We start from the raw sequence: 17,222 nt of genomic DNA, 5'->3' as shown, positions 1-17,222 counted from the left end.
TCCGTGCTTCCGCAAAATACTTGCAAGGTTTGCGGCTCGCTTACGTTTGCCTGATGAGCGGCCAAAAACTGCCTGGTTTGGGGCCGTTGGGGGCAACGCAGAAGGCGAACCAGTGGATTTGGTTCTGTCTGAGCAGTGGACGGACTGGCAGTTCTCTGCAACTCTCTGACCGCAAAACGCAAAAGACCCTGCTCATCAGTGCACAAATGCTTGCCATTCGGCAGGCAGTCAGAGCCGCGCCCTCGCCGCCCCCGCGCCGAGGCCGAAGATCGGGGATCCATGAGATCGCTACGCCGGAGATGGCGGGTCCTCTCCGCCGCCATAGCCACCAGTCTTGTGATGATCGGCTGGCCGTCGTTCACCGCTGTCGCGGCCGACGGCCCCAACGTCGCCGCGGGGCGGACCGCGGCGTCGAGCACCAGTACGGGCGGCACGGGAGCCCGTAACGCGACCGACGGAAACCAGTCGACCTACTGGGAGGGCAACGGCAAGGGCCCCCAGTGGGTACAGACGGACCTGGGCTCCAGCAAGCGTGTCGACGAGGTCGTGCTGAAGCTCCCCGCCGGATGGGAGAGCCGCAAGCAGACCCTGTCCCTCCAGGGCAGCGCCGACGGGACCAGCTTCGCCACGCTGAAGACCTCGGCCACGTACAGCTTCAGCAAGGGCCAGGGCAACACGGTGAAGGTCGCCTTCCCGGCCACCAAGGCGCGGTTCGTGCGGGCGAACTTCACCGCCAACACGGCGGGGAAGAAGGCCCAGCTCGCCGAGCTGGAGGTGCACGCCGCGGCGGCCGCCTCGGTGAACCTCGCCCTCGGCAAGACGCTGACCGCGAGCAGCTTCACCGAGGTCTACGGGCCCGGCAACGCCAATGACGGCAACAAGGCCACCTACTGGGAGAGCAGGAACAACGCCTTCCCGCAGTGGATCCAGGCCGACCTCGGCTCCTCCGTCCGCGTCAACCAGGTGGTGCTCCGGCTGCCCGACGGCTGGGGAGCCAGGGACCAGACGCTCAAGATCCAGGGCAGCACCGACAACAGCAACTTCACCGATCTGACGGCCTCCAAGGCCTACACCTTCAGCCCCGCGTCCGCGCAGACGGTGACGATCTCCTTCGACGCCACCACCACGCGCTATGTCCGGGTGCTGATCACGGCCAACACCGGGCAGCCCGGCGGCCAGGTCTCCGAGCTGGAGGTCTACGGCCCCGAGACCGGTGACACCCAGGCCCCCACCGCCCCCACGGAGCTGGCCTACACCGAGCCGGCCACCGGTCAGATCCGGCTGAGCTGGAAGGCGTCGACCGACAACACCGGTGTCACGGGCTACGACATCTACGCCAACAACGAGCTGCGCACCAGCGTCGCGGGCAATGTCACGTCCTTCACGGACACCCAGCCGACCGGGACGACCGTCTCGTACTTCGTACGGGCCAAGGACGCGGCCGGCAATGTCTCCGGCAACAGCAACACGGTCACCCGCCAGGGGGACACCGGTGACACCCAGGCGCCGACCGTCCCCACGAACCTCGCCTACACCGAGCCGTCCTCCGGCCAGATCAGGCTGGCCTGGGGCGCCTCCACGGACAACCGGGGCGTGACGGGCTACGACATCTACGCCAACAACGTGCTGCGCGCGAGCGTGGCGGGCAGTGTCACCACCTACACGGACACCCAGTCCGCGGGCACCACGGTCTCGTACTTCGTACGGGCCAAGGACGCGGCGGGCAACCAGTCCGGCAACAGCAACACGGTGACCAGGAACGGCAGTTCCGGTACGGCGTCGAACCTGGCCGTCGGCAAGCCGATCAGCGCGTCCTCCACGGTCTTCACCTTCGTCGCGGAGAACGCCAACGACAACAGCCTCACCACCTACTGGGAGGGCGCGGGCGGCAGCTACCCCAACACCCTCACCGTGAAGCTGGGCGCCAACGCCGACACCCAGAGCGTGGTCGTCAAGCTCAACCCCGACAGCAGTTGGGGCGCGCGCACCCAGAACATCCAGGTGCTGGGCCGTGAGCAGAACGCCACCGGCTTCACCAGCCTGGTGGCCGCCAGGGACTACGCGTTCAGCCCGGCGAGCGGCAATCTGGTGACCATCCCGGTCACCGCGCGCGTCGCCGACGTCCAGCTCCGGTTCACCTCCAACACCGGCGCCGGCGCGGGCCAGGTCGCGGAGTTCCAGGTGCTCGGTGACCCGGCGCCCAACCCGGACCTGGAGGTCACCGCGCTGAGCGCGTCCCCGGCCTCCCCGGTCGAGTCCGACCCGATCACGCTGTCGGCGACCGTACGCAACTCCGGGGCGCTCGCCTCCCCGGCCGGTTCGGTCGAGTTCCGGCTCGGCGGTACGCGGGTCGGCACCGGTTCCGTGGGCGCGCTCGCGGCCGGGGCCTCGGCCACCGTCACCGCGGACATCGGTGCGCGGGACGCCGGTTCGTACCAGCTCAGCGCGGTCGCCGACCCGGCCAACGCGATCATCGAGCAGAACGAGACCAACAACACCTACACCGCCGCGAGCGCGCTGGTGGTGCGGCCGGTCGCCAGCTCCGACCTGATCGCGGCCACGGTCTCCACCTCGCCCTCCTCGCCGTCGGCCGGAGACACCGTCTCCTTCTCGGTGGCGATCAGGAACCAGGGCACGGTGGCCTCCGCGGCGGGCGCCCACGGCATCACGCTGTCGCTGCTGAACTCGTCCGGAGCCACGGTCCAGACCCTGACCGGCTCCTACAACGGCACCATCGCCGCGGGCGCGACCTCCAGCGCGGTGGGCCTGGGCACCTGGACGGCGGCCAACGGCTCGTACCAGATGAAGGTCGTCATCGCCGACGACGCCAATGAGCTGCCGGTCAAGCGCGCCAACAACACCAGCACCCAGCCGCTCTTCGTCGGTCGCGGCGCCAACATGCCGTACGACATGTACGAGGCGGAGGACGGGGTCGCGGGCGGCGGCGCCCAGGTCGTCGGTCCCAACCGGACCGTCGGTGACATCGCGGGCGAGGCGTCGGGCCGCAAGGCCGTCACCCTCAACGGCAACGGCAACTACGTCGAGTTCACCACCAGGGCCAGCACCAACACCCTGGTCACCCGGTTCTCCATCCCCGACTCGGCGGGCGGCGGAGGAACCAACTCCAACCTGAACATCTATGTCGACGGCACGTTCGTCAAGGCCATCGACCTCACCTCGAAGTACGCCTGGCTGTACGGGAACGAGACGGCGCCGGGCAACTCCCCGGGCTCCGGCGCGCCCCGTCACATCTACGACGAGGCCAACGTCATGCTGGGCCGTACCGTCCCGGCGGGCAGCAAGATCAGGCTCCAGAAGGACGCGGCCAACGCGGGCACCTTCGCGATCGACTTCATCAACCTGGAGCAGGTCGCGGCGACCGCGAACCCGGACCCGGCGACGTACACCGTCCCGACCGGATTCACCCACCAGGACGTCCAGAACGCGCTGGACCGGGTCCGGATGGACACCACCGGCAAGCTGGTCGGTGTCTATCTGCCGGCCGGTGACTACCAGACGTCCAGCAAGTTCCAGGTGTACGGAAAGCCGGTCCAGGTCATCGGCGCGGGTCCCTGGTACACCAGGTTCTTCGCCCCGTCGACGCAGGAGAACACCGATGTCGGCTTCCGCGCGGAGGCGGCGGCGAAGGGCTCGTCCTTCACCGGCTTCGCGTACTTCGGCAACTACACCTCGCGCATCGACGGTCCCGGCAAGGTGTTCGACTTCGCCAATGTCTCGGACATCACGATCGACAACATCTGGAACGAGCACATGGTCTGCCTCTACTGGGGCGCCAACGCGGACCGGATCACGATCAAGAACTCCCGGATCCGGAACATGTTCGCCGACGGCATCAACATGACCAACGGCTCCACCGACAACCACGTGGTCAACAACGACGCGCGGGCGACCGGCGACGACAGCTTCGCGCTGTTCTCGGCGATCGACGCCGGTGGTGCGGACATGTTCAACAACGTGTACGAGAACCTGTCCTCCACGCTCACCTGGCGTGCGGCGGGTCTCGCGGTGTACGGCGGCTACCGCAACACCTTCCGGAACATCCATATCGCGGACACCCTGGTCTACTCGGGCATCACGGTCAGCTCGCTGGACTTCGGCTACGCGATGAACGGCTTCGGGACCGAGCCCACGACGATCGAGAACGTCTCGATCATCCGGGCCGGCGGTCACTTCTGGGGCAGCCAGACCTTCCCCGGAATCTGGCTGTTCTCGGCGTCGAAGGTGTTCCAGGGGATCCGGATCAACAATGTCGACATTGTCGATCCGACCTACAGCGGTGTGATGTTCCAGACCAACTATGTGGGCGGCCAGCCGCAGTTCCCGATCAAGGACACCATCCTCAGCGACATCTCGATCACCGGCGCCCGCAAGAGCGGTGACGCCTACGACGCCAAGTCCGGCTTCGGACTGTGGGCGAACGAGATGCCCGAGGCGGGTCAGGGACCGGCGGTCGGTGAGGTCACCTTCAACGGTCTGACGCTCAACAACAACGCGGTGGACATCAGGAACACGACGTCCACCTTCAGGATCCACGTCAATCCGTGAGCGATCACGGAATCGGTGAGTGATCCAGAGGGCTGAGAGCAGGACTGTGGCGGGTTGGCGATCCGTAGCACATCGGCGGCAACCCGTCACATGTCCGTAATCCTGCCCAGGCAGTGTGGTGTCGGCCGGATCCGTCCGGCCGGCACCGTGCTTGTCAGCGCCTTTTACGCTCGTGAGCAAGTAGCTTGCATGTCTTGCGATAGTCTTGCGTGTATGACGCGACGACTTGCTCAGGTGGCGAAGAAGGTTGGGGTCAGCGAGGCCACGGTCAGCCGGGTGCTCAACGGCAAGCCCGGAGTCTCCGAGGCCACGCGGCAGTCGGTGCTGACCGCGCTGGACGTCCTCGGCTATGAGCGGCCGACGCAGTTGCGCGGGGAGCGGGCCCGGCTCGTCGGGCTGGTGCTGCCGGAGCTGCAGAATCCTATCTTCCCCGCGTTCGCCGAGGTGATCGGCGGAGCGCTGGCCCAGCAGGGCCTCACGCCCGTGCTGTGCACCCAGACCAAGGGCGGGGTCTCCGAGGCGGACTACGTGGAGCTGCTGCTCCAGCAGCAGGTCTCCGGGGTGGTCTTCGCGGGCGGTCTGTTCGCGCAGGCGGACGCCCCGCACGACCACTACCGCCAGCTCGCCGAGCGCAAGATTCCGGTCGTCCTGATCAACGCGCCGATCGAGAACCTCGACTTCCCCTGTATCTCCTGCGACGACGCCGTCGCCGTCGAGCAGGCCTGGCGCCATCTCGCCTCCCTCGGCCACGAGCGCATCGGGCTGGTGCTCGGCCCCTCCGACCATGTGCCGTCCCGGCGCAAGCTCGCGGCGGCCCTCGCGGCGGCGCGGGCGGCCGGGGCCCGGCTGCCCGACGAGTACATCGAGCGGACCATGTTCTCGCTGGAGGGCGGCCAGGCGGCGACGTCGCGGCTGCTGGACCGGGGGGTCACCGGGATCATCTGCGCCAGTGACCCGCTCGCCCTGGGGGCGGTACGGGCCGCTCGCCGGCGCGGTCTCGACGTACCCCGCGAGGTGTCGGTGGTCGGCTTCGACGACTCCGCTTTCATGAACTGCACCGAGCCGCCGCTGACCACCGTGCGGCAGCCCATCGAGGCCATGGGGCGCGCGGCGGTCGAGATGCTCAACGCCCAGATCCAGGGCGGTGCCGTACCGCCCGGCGAGCTGCTGTTCGAGCCGGAGCTGGTGGTACGGGGCTCCACGGCGCAGGCGCCCCGCCAGCCGGCCGGGGAGACCTCCGTGGCGCCCGCGGGCGCCTGAGCCACCGGCCTCAGGGCCGGGGTGCGCGCTGTCCGGGCACGGTCCGCGCGCTGTCCCAACGACGTTTGTACGGGGCCCCGTTGAGGGCCCCTTCGTCGTTTTCGCCGAGCGCCGGGGCCGTCACCGGGCCGTATTCGCACGTCGCGAAGGGCGTGCGGGCCCCTTCCGGATCAAACCGGCCCATGCAGCGCACTGTCAAGTATTTGCGAAATCGGGGCGACATATTGCGGACATCCGTAGTTAGTGGTTGAGTGAGCGCCGCCACACAGCGAGAAGCTGTGGGTTTCCCACGCTCCTGCCCAAGAGGGGTCCCACCGATGAGAAGCTCCGGGTTCCGCCGTACCTGTACCGCAGCCATAGCCTCCGCGCTCGCCCTCACTGGACTGGCCGCGTGCGGCTCGGACAGCGAGGACGCCGCGGGGGGCAAGACGCAAGTCACCGTGAACTGCATGCCCCCGAAGAGCGCCAAGATCGACCGGCAGAGCTTCGAGGACGACATCAAGGCGTTCGAGAAGGCCAACCCGGAGATCGACATCGTCGGCCACGACGCCTTCCCGTGCCAGGACCCCAAGACCTTCGACGCCAAGCTCGCCGGCGGCCAGATGGAAGACGTCTTCTACACGTACTTCACGGACGCCAAGCATGTCGTCGACATCAACCAGGCCGCGGACATCACCTCGTACGTCAAGGACATGAAGAGCTACACCGACATCCAGCAGTCACTGCGCGATGTCTACACGGTCGACGGCAAGGTCTACGGCGTTCCGCGCACCAACTACTCGATGGGCCTCCTCTACAACAAGAAGCTCTTCGAGGAGGCCGGCCTCGACCCGGCCAAGCCGCCGGCCACCTGGGACGAGGTCCGCACCGCCGCCAAGAAGATCGCGGGCCTGGGCAAGGGCTATGTGGGATACGCCGACTACAGCGCGCAGAACCAGGGCGGCTGGCACTTCACCGCGGAGATGTACTCGCAGGGCGGCGATGTCGTCAGCGCGGACGGCAAGTCTGCGGCCGTCGACAGCCCGGAGGGCAAGGCCGTGCTCCAGACGCTCAAGGACATGCGCTGGACCGACAACTCCATGGGCAGCAAGCAGCTCCTGATCCTCAACGACGTCCAGCAGATGATGGGCTCCGGCAAGCTCGGCATGTACATCTCCGCCCCGGACAACATCCCGATCCTGGTCAAGGAGAAGGGCGGCAAGTACGAGGACCTCGCGCTCGCCCCGATGCCCGGCGGCAAGGGCACGCTCATCGGCGGCGACGGCTACATGTTCAACAAGAAGGCCACCCCGGAGCAGATCAAGGCCGGCCTGAAGTGGCTCGAATACCAGACCATCGGCATCGGCACCGGCCTCAACAACTGGAAGCGCGCCGCCGATCTGGACGCCCCGGTCGGAATGCCCGAGCCCCGGCTCTGGACCGGCGAGACCGACGCCAAGGACCAGGCGCTGAAGAAGCAGTACGCCAATGTGCCGGTGGAGAACTACCAGGCGTTCCTCGACGGAAGCCAGCAGCTCACCGCGAAGCTGGAGCCGCCGAAGGCCCAGCAGATCTACTCCGTTCTCGACGGAGCGGTCTCCGCGGTCCTCACCAAGAAGGACGCGGACATCGACGCGCTGCTGAAGGACGCACAGTCCAAGATCGACGGAATCCTGGCCCGAGGCTGAGGCTGAGGCACCGATGAAGACTGTCCAGGCCCCCCACCGGTCCGCCGGCGCGCCGCCCGTCACCCCGGGGCCGCGCCCGGCGGGCCGCCGGTCCGCGAGCCCCCTCGCGCGTCGGCTCTCCCACCAGGCCCGCGCCTATGGCTTCCTGATCGGCGGCCTGATCTGCTTCGCGCTGTTCTCCTGGTATCCGGCGATCCGCGCGGTGATCATCGCCTTCCAGAAGTACACGCCCGGGTCGGCCCCCGAGTGGGTCGGGACCGACAACTTCACCCAGGTCTTCCAGGATCCGGAGTTCGGGGCGGCCTGGCGCAACACCCTCACCTTCACCCTGCTCGCCCTGCTCATCGGCTTCGCGGTGCCGTTCGTGATGGCGCTCGTCCTCAATGAACTGCGGCACGCCAGATCGTTCTTCCGCGTGGTCGTCTATCTCCCGGTGATGATCCCGCCGGTGGTCAGCGCCCTGCTGTGGAAGTGGTTCTACGATCCGGGCGCCGGCCTCGCCAACGAGGCACTGCGCTTCCTCCATCTGCCCACCTCGAACTGGACCAACGGCGCGGACACCGCGCTGCTCTCCCTGGTCATCGTCGCCACCTGGGCGAACATGGGCGGCACGGTCCTGATCTATCTCGCCGCGCTCCAGGGCATCCCGGGGGAGCTGTACGAGGCGGCGGAGCTGGACGGCGCGAACATCTGGCAGCGCGTACGCCATGTGACCATCCCGCAGACGCGCTTCATCATCCTGATGCTGATGCTCCTCCAGATCATCGCCACCATGCAGGTGTTCACCGAGCCGTTCGTGATCACCGGCGGCGGTCCGGAGAACTCCACCGTCACCATCCTGTACCTGATCTACAAGTACGCCTTCCTCTACAACGACTTCGGCGGGGCCTGCGCCCTGAGCGTGATGCTGCTCATCGTGCTCAGTCTCTTCTCCGCCCTCTACCTGCGGCTCACCCGCACCGACGACTGAGAGGAGCGCAGCGCCATGACCCAGATCGCGCCGCCTCCCCGGCAGGCACCCCCCTCGGTGGCAGGGACCGCCGGACGCAAGACCCAGGGCCCGGCCGTACGGACGCTGGTCTCCCCGCTCGCGCTCGGCAGCACCCGCGGAAAAATCCTGTACTGGACCGTCTTCTGCGCGGTCGTCCTCGGCTTCGCGCTGGCCTTCCTGTTCCCGGTGTACTGGATGGCCTCCGGTGCCATGAAGACCCCCGACGAGGTGGTCCAGACACCGCCGACGCTGTTCCCCGAGTCCCTGACCTTCACCGCGTACACCGACGCCTGGGAGCAGATGCAGCTTCCGACGCATCTGTGGAACACGGTGGTGCAGGCGGCCGGGGCGTGGATCCTCCAGCTCGTGTTCTGCACGGCGGCGGCCTACGCGCTGTCCAAGCTCAAGCCGGCGTTCGGGAAGATCATCCTGGGCGGCATCCTGGCCACGCTGATGGTCCCGGCCCAGGCGCTGCTCGTACCGAAGTACCTGACCGTCGCCGATCTGCCGCTCATCCACACCAGCCTGCTCAACGACCCGCTCGGCATCTGGCTGCCGGCCGTCGCCAACGCCTTCAACCTCTATCTCCTCAAGCGGTTCTTCGACCAGATCCCGCGCGATGTGCTGGAGGCCGCGGAGATCGACGGCGCGGGAAAGCTCCGTACCCTTTGGTCGATCCTGCTGCCCATGTCCAGGCCGGTGCTCGGCGTGGTGTCGATCTTCGCGCTGGTCGCCGTCTGGCAGGACTTCCTCTGGCCTCTGATGGTCTTCTCGGACACCGAGCAGCAGCCCATCAGCGTGGCGCTCGTCCAGCTCTCCCAGAACATCCCGCTGTCGGTGCTGATCGCCGCCATGGTGATCGCCAGTATTCCGATGGTGCTGATGTTCCTGGTGTTCCAGCGCCACATCATCGCCGGCATCAGTGCCGGCAGTACCAAGGGCTGACCAGCCCCAGCAGCCGTGCCACCCCCCTCACCTTCACCTCGACGCAGAAGGCTTCGCACTGTGAGACAGCCCTCCCCTGCCCCTCTGGAGCCCGCCGACAAGAACTGGTGGCGCGATGCCGCCATCTACCAGATCTACGTACGCAGCTTCGCCGACGGTGACGGAGACGGCACCGGTGATCTCGCGGGTGTACGGGCGAGGCTGCCGTATCTCGTGGAACTGGGCGTGGACGCCATCTGGTTCACGCCGTGGTACCTGTCCCCGCTCGCCGACGGCGGCTACGACGTGGCGGACTACCGCACCATCGACCCGGCGTTCGGCACCCTCGCGGAGGCCGAGAAGCTCATCGCCGAGGCACGTGAGCGGGGCATCCGCACGATCATCGATGTGGTGCCCAACCATGTCTCCGACCAGCACGCCTGGTTCAAGGCGGCGCTGGCGGCGGGCCCCGGCAGCCCCGAGCGCGAACTGTTCCACTTCAGGACCGGCCGCGGCGAGCACGGCGAGATCCCGCCCAACGACTGGATCTCCGAGTTCGGCGGCACGCCCTGGACCCGGCTCGACGACGGCGAGTGGTATCTGCATCTCTTCGCGACCGAGCAGCCCGACCTCAACTGGGCGCATCCGGCGGTGCGCCAGGAGCACGAGGACGTGCTGCGCTTCTGGTTCGAACGCGGGGTCGCGGGTGTACGGATCGACTCGGCGGCGCTGCTCGCCAAGGACCCCGCGCTGCCCGACTTCACGGTCGGCCGTGACCCGCATCCCTTTGTCGACCGGGACGAGCTGCACGACATCTACCGGTCGTGGCGTGCCATCGCCGATGAGTACGACGCGGTCTTCGTCGGCGAGGTGTGGCTGCCGGACACCGAGCGGTTCATCCGCTATCTGCGTCCGGACGAGCTGCACACCGCGTTCAACTTCACGTTCCTGGCCTGTCCTTGGGACGCGGAGCTGCTGCGGGCCGCGATCGACGACACGGTCGCCGAGCACGCGCCGGTCGGCGCCCCCGCCACCTGGGTGCTCTGCAACCACGATGTGACCCGCACGGTCACGCGGTACGGCCGCGAGGCCACCGGATTCGACTTCGCGGCCAAGGCCTTCGGCACCCCGACCGACACGGAGCTGGGCACCCGCCGCGCGCGGGCCGCCGCGCTGCTCTCGCTGGCGCTGCCGGGCGCCGTCTACCTCTACCAGGGCGAGGAGCTGGGGCTGCCGGAGGTGGAGATTCCGCTCGACCGGATCCAGGACCCGATGCACTTCCGCTCCGGCGGTACGGATCCGGGCCGTGACGGCTGCCGGGTGCCGCTGCCCTGGACGGCGGACGCGCCGTACGCGGGCTTCGGCTCGGACACCGAACCGTGGCTGCCGCAGCCGGAGTCGTGGTCCTCGTACGCCGCGGACCTCCAGTCGGGCGATGCGGACTCGATGCTCACGCTCTACCGCGAGGCGCTGCGGCTGCGCCGTACGGAAACGGGCTTCGGGGACGGGCCGATGAGCTGGCTGGAGACGGATCCCGCGGTGCTGGCGTTCAGCCGGGAGGACGGGCTGGTCTGCGTGGTCAACCTCGGCGAGGAACCGGCCGAACTCCCGGCCCACACGGGGGTTCTGCTGGTCAGCGGCGCGCTGGACCCCGAAGGACGGCTGCCCCGCGACACGGCGGCCTGGCTCCGCAACTGACGGACCTCCCCCGTCCGACCGGCGCCCCCGCCTGCCAGGTTTCCGCCCGGGGGGCGTGCCCGCGAAGTCTCGTCCCGCCTGTGGGCGACTTCGAGACTCCGCGGCCACGCCCTGACCCCTCCCCGCCCCGGGCGGGCCGCCTGGCGGGCGGGGGCTGTTGTACTTCTCACGTCTCGGCGAGGGCGGCTCGCAGTTCGGTGGTCACCGTGTGCAGGCAGTCGCCGAAGCTCGCGCGCCCCTCGGCGTCGATCCAGTGCCGGAAGGCGTTCTGGAAGGCCACCGTGGCAAGCTGTGCCACCAGTTCGGCCGTGTCGGCGTTCACCTGACGTTGCTTCAGGGCGTCGCGGATCGCGGCGGTGATCGCGGCGGTCTTGGTCCGCTCGCGCTCCTGCAACTCGGGGCTGGCGTCGATCACCGCCCGGCGCTCCATCGCACCGTCCACGTGCTCGACGAGCTCGGCACCGACCCGCGCCAGCGCGTCGAGGACGGCGGGGAGCGGAGCCGCGTTTGGGTCCGCCGCCAGGACCGCTTCCGCCAGCGTCGGGGGCAGGCGCTCCGAGCCGGCGAAGAGGACCTCGCGCTTGTCGGGGAAGTAGCGGAAGTAGGAGCGCCGGGTGAGTCCGGCGCGCTCGGCAATATCGGTCACCGTCACGTTGTCGTAGCCGCGCTCCCGGTACAGCTCCAGAGCCGCCCGCTTCAGGCGCTGCTCAGCACCCGGATCCCACCTCGCCATGGGCCGACTCTAACAGGTGATGTCCCACTGTGTCGTCAGTGCTAGCCTGCACTCACGACACAGTGTGTCATCACTGGCGGGCGTCCGTCCCCAGTGCGGCCCGGAGCAGGCAGGGTGACGTTCGCATGACCGAGACCAGCGAGACCGGCGAGACCGGCGGGACGACAGGCAGGAGCAGGACGAACGACGAGGTGTGGATCGTCGGGGCGACCGGCCGTGTGGGCCGGGGCGTGACCGCGCGACTGGCCGCGCGGGGGCTGACGGTCGTGCCGGTCGGGCGCAGCCGGGAGCGGCTGCTCGCCGCCGGGGCCGAAGCCGGGCTGCCCGGGGACGCGAAGGTGGTCGTCGCCGACTCGGCCGAGCGGATCGCGGACGAGATCGTCCGGGAGCGCCCACGGGTGGTGGTGAACACGATGGGCGCCTTCGCCGCCACGGCACCGGTGATCGCCCGTGCCTGCATGCCCGGCGGCCACTACGTCGACCAGGCCAACGACGTGGCCGCCGTGGCGGGGCTGCTCGCCCTGCACGACGAAGCGGTACGGGCGGGCAGCACCCTGGTCACCGGCGCCGGATTCGGCGTGCTGGCGACGGAGGCGGTCGTGGCGAAGCTGTGCGAAGGGCGGCCCACGCCGCACCGGGTGCGGGTCGACTCCGTGGCCTCGGTGGCCGTCGAGGCGGGCGTACTCGGCGCCGCCCTCGCGGCCAGCATCGTGGACGTGCTCACAGCCGGCGGACGGCGGTACGAGAACGGGCGGCTGATGACCTCGCGCCTCGGCGCGGACCCGCGGCAACTCACCTTCCCGGACGGGGAGTCGGCGAGGTCGGCAGGTGTCGCGTCCGGCGAACTCGTCGCGGCGCACACGGTGAGCGGCGCACCGTACGTCACCGCCACCTCCGCGCTCGTACCGACCGCTCCGCTGATACGTGCCCTGCTCCCGCCGCTGGGCCGCCTGCTGTCCGTTCCGGCGCTGCGACGCCTCGCCGTCGACCGGCTCGGCCGGATACGGGTGAAGGCCGCACCCCGTCCGCGCGAGCACTCCTGGGGGCACGCCGTCGTGGAGTGGGCGGACGGCACCAGGCACGAGGGATGGCTCCGAGCCGGCGACGGCATGGACTTCACGGCCGACGTCACCGCCACGGTCACCGAACTGCTGGCCGGCGGTGTCGGCAGCCCCGGCGCCTGGACACCGGCAGCCGCCCTGGGGCCCGACCTGGCGACCACCGCGGGCGGCACCTTCGTACGGGACTGAGCAATCTGGACTGACCAGCGCCGATGCCCGCCGACTCATGCCGACGGAGAGGGGTCCCGCCCCGGACGGAGCCGGTGGCCGGCCCGGCACCGGGCGGGCGGCCTGCCCGCGGATGGTCCGCCACCGCGACGGCGCTGCCGCGCGGGATGTTCGCTCCGGCCTTCGCCTTGGCGCGGGTGGTGGGACGGCGCGCCAATATTCTGGAGCAGGCGGATGACTCCGTGATCATCCGCCCAGGCAGAGGTACGGCGCGGTACGGAGGGGTGTTCGTGAGCGGGAAGCAGATTCCGGTGGTGGTCCTGACGGGCTTTCTGGGATCGGGCAAGACGACCTTGCTCAACCATCTCCTGCGCCGCCGCGCGGGCCGGCGCATCGCCGTGGTCGTCAATGACTTCGGAGCCATCGAGATCGACGCCATGACGGTCGCCGGGCAGGTCGGCTCCACCGTCTCGCTCGGCGACGGCTGTCTGTGCTGCGCCGTCGACGCGAGCGAACTTGACGGCTATCTGGAGCAGTTGACCCGGCCCGCCGCCCGGATCGACGTCATCGTCATCGAGGCGAGCGGACTGGCCGAACCCCGTGAACTCGTCCGGATGCTCCTCGCCGGGAACCATCCGGGCACGGTGTACGGAGGACTCGTCCAGGTCGTCGACGCGGCCGAGTTCGACGCCACCCGGGAGCGCCATCCCGAGACCGACCGGCATCTCGCGATCGCCGATCTGGTGGTCCTGAACAAGACGGACCGGGTGGCGGAGCCGGAGCGGCGGCGCGTCCTGGCCGCCGTCGGCGAACTCGCGCCCGGGACCCCGGTCGTCTCCGCCTCGTACGGACGGGTGGACCCTGAGCTGCTGTTCGACCCGGCCGTCGCACCGGCCGAGGAGGAGAAGGTCCGGCAGCTCACCTTCGAGGACCTCTACGCGGAGGACGCGCTCGCCCACGGTCCCGGCGCACACGACGGTCGCGATGGCAGCGACGGCCACGGGGGACACGGGGAACACGACGGTCACGGGGGACACGACGGCCATCTCCACGCCGCCTACGAGAGCGCCTCGTACACCGCGCGGGCCCCGATGGACCCGCGCCGGCTGATGGAGTTCCTCGACTCCCGGCCCGAAGGGCTCTACCGGATCAAGGGATTTGTCGACTTCGGGGCGTACGACCCGGCCAATCGCTATGCCGTGCACGCCGTCGGCCGGTTTCTGCGCTTCTACCCCGCGCCCTGGCCGCGCGGCGAGGAGCGGCGCACCGAACTGGTGCTGATCGGCTCCGGCATCGGCAGCGAGGCCCTGCTCAAGGAGCTGGCGGCCTGCGAGGAGACCGGGCCGCGGGACGCCCCTGCCGACGAGCGCGGCATGTGGGGCGTCCTGCGATACGTACCCGACCCGGCCGGATCCGAGCGCGAGGATCCAGAGCCGGACCCGGACCTGGACTCGGCCCCGGACAGGGCGTAATCCGTAACCGTGATCCGTGGCACCGGATCAGTGCGCGGGCCCGGCCAGCGCGTCGACCTGCGCTGCGAACGGCGTACCCGAACCGTCCCGGCGCGGGTCCGGGTCCGGCAGCCCCACCGGCGCGCCGTTCTTCTGCGCCGCGCGCGCCGGGCTCGCGCCCGCCCAGGCCAGCACCAGCATGTCCTCGCCCTTCAGGAACCGCTGGCAGCGCACCCCGCCCGTGGCCCGGCCCTTGCGCGGGTACTGGTCGAACGGTGTGAGCTTCGCCGTACGCACCGAGTCGTCCAGCGTGCCGTGCGAACCCGTGACCGTGAACACCACGGCGTCCGCGGCCGGGTCGACCGCCGTGAACGAGATCACCGTCGCCCCCTCGGTCAGCTTGATCCCCGCCATCCCGCCCGCCGGCCGGCCCTGCGGCCGTACCTGCGAGGCCTGGTACCGCAGAAGCTGCGCGTCCGAGGTGATGAAGACCAGGTCCTCCTCGCCCGTGCGCAGCTCCGCGCCGCCCACGATCCGGTCGCCCTCCTTGAGGGAGATGACCTCCAGCTCGTCCTTGTTGGCCGGATAGTCCGGGACCACCCGCTTGACCACACCCTGGAGCGTGCCCAGCGCCAGCCCCGGGGACGACTCGTCGAGCGTGGTCAGACAGACCAGCGTCTCGTCGCCCTCCAGCGCCAGGAACTCCGAGACCGGGGCCCCGCCCGCCAGATTCGGGGCCGAGGCGGTGTCCGGGAGCTGCGGCAGATCGATCACCGCGATCCGCAGCAGCCGTCCCGTCGAGGTCACCGCTCCGATGTCGCCGCGCGCCGTCGCGGGCACCGCCGAGATGATCACGTCGTGCTTGACGCGCTTGCCGTCGCCGCCCTCCAGCGGCTCGCCGTTGACCGTACGGGCCAGCAGACCGGTCGAGGAGAGCAGCACCCGGCACGGATCGTCCGCCACCTCCAGTGGCACCGCGGCCACCGCCGAACCGGCCGACTCCAGCAGCACCGTGCGCCGCGGGGTGCCGAACTTCTTCGCCACCGCGGCCAGTTCGGCGGAGACCAGCTTGCGCAGCTCGGTGTCCGACTCGAGGATCCCGGTCAGCTCGTCGATCTCGCCGTTGAGCCGGTCGCGCTCGCTCTCCAGCTCGATCCGGTCGAAGCGGGTGAGTCGGCGCAGCGGCGTGTCCAGGATGTACTGCGTCTGGACGTCGCTCAGCGAGAAGTGCTCGATCAGCCGCTCCTTGGCCTGCGCCGAATTGTCGCTGGACCGGATCAGCCGGATGACCTCGTCGATGTCGATGAGCGCCACGAGCAGGCCCTCGACGAGATGCAGCCGGTCGCGCCGCTTGGTCCTGCGGAACTCGCTCCTGCGGCGTACGACCGTGAACCGGTGGTCCAGATAGACCTCCAGCAGTTCCTTCAGCCCCAGCGTCAGCGGCTGCCCGTCCACCAGCGCCACATTGTTGATGCCGAAGGACTCCTCCATGGGCGTCAGCTTGTAGAGCTGCTCCAGCACCGCCTCGGGCACGAAGCCGTTCTTGATCTCGATGACCAGGCGCAGTCCGTGCGAGCGGTCCGTGAGGTCCTTGACATCCGCGATGCCCTGCAGCTTCTTGGCGGAGACCAGGTCCTTGATCTTCGCGATGACCTTCTCGGGGCCGACCGTGAAGGGCAGTTCGGTCACGACCAGGCCCTTGCGGCGCGCGGTGACGTCCTCCACCGTCGCGGTCGCCCGGATCTTGAACGTGCCCCGGCCGTTCTCGTACGCGTCCTTGACGCCCGCCAGTCCGACGATCCGGCCGCCGGTCGGCAGATCGGGGCCGGGGACGAACCGCATCAGCGTCTCCAGGTCCGCACCCGGGTGCTTGATGAGATGACGTGCGGCCGCCACGACTTCGCCCAGATTGTGCGGCGGCATGTTCGTCGCCATACCGACCGCGATACCGGAGGCGCCATTGACGAGGAGATTGGGATAAGCAGCCGGAAGTGTGGCCGGTTCTCGCTCCTGCCCATCGTAATTCGGCTCGAAATCGACGGTGTCCTCGTCGATCGATTCCGTCATCAATGACGTGGCGTCGGCCATCCGGCACTCGGTGTAGCGCATGGCGGCGGGCGGATCGTCATTGCCGAGCGAGCCGAAGTTGCCATGTCCGTCGACGAGGGGCAGCCTCATCGAAAAGGGCTGTGCCATACGCACGAGGGCGTCATAGATCGACGCGTCGCCGTGCGGGTGCAGCTTGCCCATCACCTCGCCGACGACGCGGGCGCACTTCACATACCCGCGGTCGGGGCGCAGGCCCATCTCGTTCATCTGGTAGACGATGCGGCGGTGCACCGGCTTCATGCCGTCCCGGGCGTCCGGCAGGGCCCGGGAGTAGATCACCGAGTACGCGTACTCGAGGAAGGAGCCCTGCATTTCATCGACCACGTCGATGTCGAGGATCTTCTCCTCGAAGTCCTCCGGCGGCGGGGTCTTCGTGCTGCGGCGGGCCATCGCTGCTGCGGCTCCTTCACAGGTCCTTGTACGGCAACTTCTCTAGCTGACGCGGACCATTGTGGACCGAGCCGCCGACAACCCGGACCTCGACCCGTCACCGGCATACGGCCGGGGGGTACGCCGGAGCGCGGAGCGGGGGGTACGGAGCAGGTGGTGCGCGGGGCGCGTGGCGGGCGTCTGCCACGCCGGAACTTCGCCAGG

Annotated in this window: 10 protein-coding genes; 8 read left to right on the top strand and 2 right to left on the bottom strand. The window is 69.1% G+C overall.

Annotated elements, in window-relative coordinates:
* The first annotated feature begins 279 nt into the window (after positions 1 to 279).
* The 6 genes from KQY30_RS08160 (at position 280) to KQY30_RS08135 (ending at position 11,106) form a co-directional block, all read left to right on the top strand.
* Complete coding sequence (locus tag KQY30_RS08160) at positions 280 to 4,566, top strand: discoidin domain-containing protein (protein ID WP_217306263.1); 4,287 nt, start codon at positions 280 to 282, stop codon at positions 4,564 to 4,566.
* Between the two features lie 213 nt (positions 4,567 to 4,779).
* A complete protein-coding gene (locus KQY30_RS08155; RefSeq protein WP_217306262.1) occupies positions 4,780 to 5,826 on the top strand; it encodes a LacI family DNA-binding transcriptional regulator in 1,047 nt (348 codons plus the stop codon).
* 317 nt (positions 5,827 to 6,143) lie between these two features.
* The gene (locus KQY30_RS08150; protein WP_217306261.1) at positions 6,144 to 7,493 is read left to right on the top strand and encodes an ABC transporter substrate-binding protein; all 1,350 of its coding nucleotides are present in this window, start codon (positions 6,144 to 6,146) and stop codon (positions 7,491 to 7,493) included.
* A gap of 13 nt (positions 7,494 to 7,506) precedes the next feature.
* Positions 7,507 to 8,463 carry a carbohydrate ABC transporter permease gene (locus tag KQY30_RS08145; RefSeq protein ID WP_217306260.1) on the top strand — a complete coding sequence of 319 codons (957 nt, stop codon included), beginning with the start codon at positions 7,507 to 7,509 and terminating at the stop codon, positions 8,461 to 8,463.
* A 15-nt stretch (positions 8,464 to 8,478) separates the two neighbouring features.
* On the top strand, positions 8,479 to 9,429 hold the full coding sequence (locus tag KQY30_RS08140; protein ID WP_079023058.1) for a carbohydrate ABC transporter permease: 951 nt from the start codon (positions 8,479 to 8,481) through the stop codon (positions 9,427 to 9,429).
* 60 nt (positions 9,430 to 9,489) lie between these two features.
* Positions 9,490 to 11,106, top strand: a complete 1,617-nt coding sequence (locus KQY30_RS08135) for a glycoside hydrolase family 13 protein (protein ID WP_217306259.1) — start codon at positions 9,490 to 9,492, stop codon at positions 11,104 to 11,106.
* A gap of 166 nt (positions 11,107 to 11,272) precedes the next feature.
* Here the strand turns inward: KQY30_RS08135 and KQY30_RS08130 are convergent, their stop codons facing one another.
* Entirely contained in the window at positions 11,273 to 11,839 is a 567-nt protein-coding gene (locus KQY30_RS08130) for a TetR/AcrR family transcriptional regulator (RefSeq protein WP_217306258.1), read from the bottom strand.
* A 125-nt stretch (positions 11,840 to 11,964) separates the two neighbouring features.
* Between KQY30_RS08130 and KQY30_RS08125 the strand changes: the two genes are divergently transcribed.
* Complete coding sequence (locus KQY30_RS08125) at positions 11,965 to 13,089, top strand: hypothetical protein (protein WP_217306257.1); 1,125 nt, start codon at positions 11,965 to 11,967, stop codon at positions 13,087 to 13,089.
* A 269-nt stretch (positions 13,090 to 13,358) separates the two neighbouring features.
* Complete coding sequence (locus KQY30_RS08120; RefSeq protein ID WP_254407016.1) at positions 13,359 to 14,540, top strand: GTP-binding protein; 1,182 nt, start codon at positions 13,359 to 13,361, stop codon at positions 14,538 to 14,540.
* A gap of 27 nt (positions 14,541 to 14,567) precedes the next feature.
* Here the strand turns inward: KQY30_RS08120 and KQY30_RS08115 are convergent, their stop codons facing one another.
* Positions 14,568 to 17,018: a DNA topoisomerase (ATP-hydrolyzing) subunit A gene (locus KQY30_RS08115; protein WP_217306256.1), complete on the bottom strand. Its 2,451-nt coding sequence runs from the start codon at positions 17,016 to 17,018 to the stop codon at positions 14,568 to 14,570.
* Positions 17,019 to 17,222: the final 204 nt, after the last annotated feature.

The organism is Streptomyces sp. GMY02, from assembly GCF_019056675.1.
In the GTDB taxonomy this organism is placed as follows: domain Bacteria; phylum Actinomycetota; class Actinomycetes; order Streptomycetales; family Streptomycetaceae; genus Streptomyces; species Streptomyces odonnellii.
The sequence above is the reverse complement of the archived record's forward strand: the minus strand, read 5'-3'. Positions and strand labels throughout refer to the sequence as shown.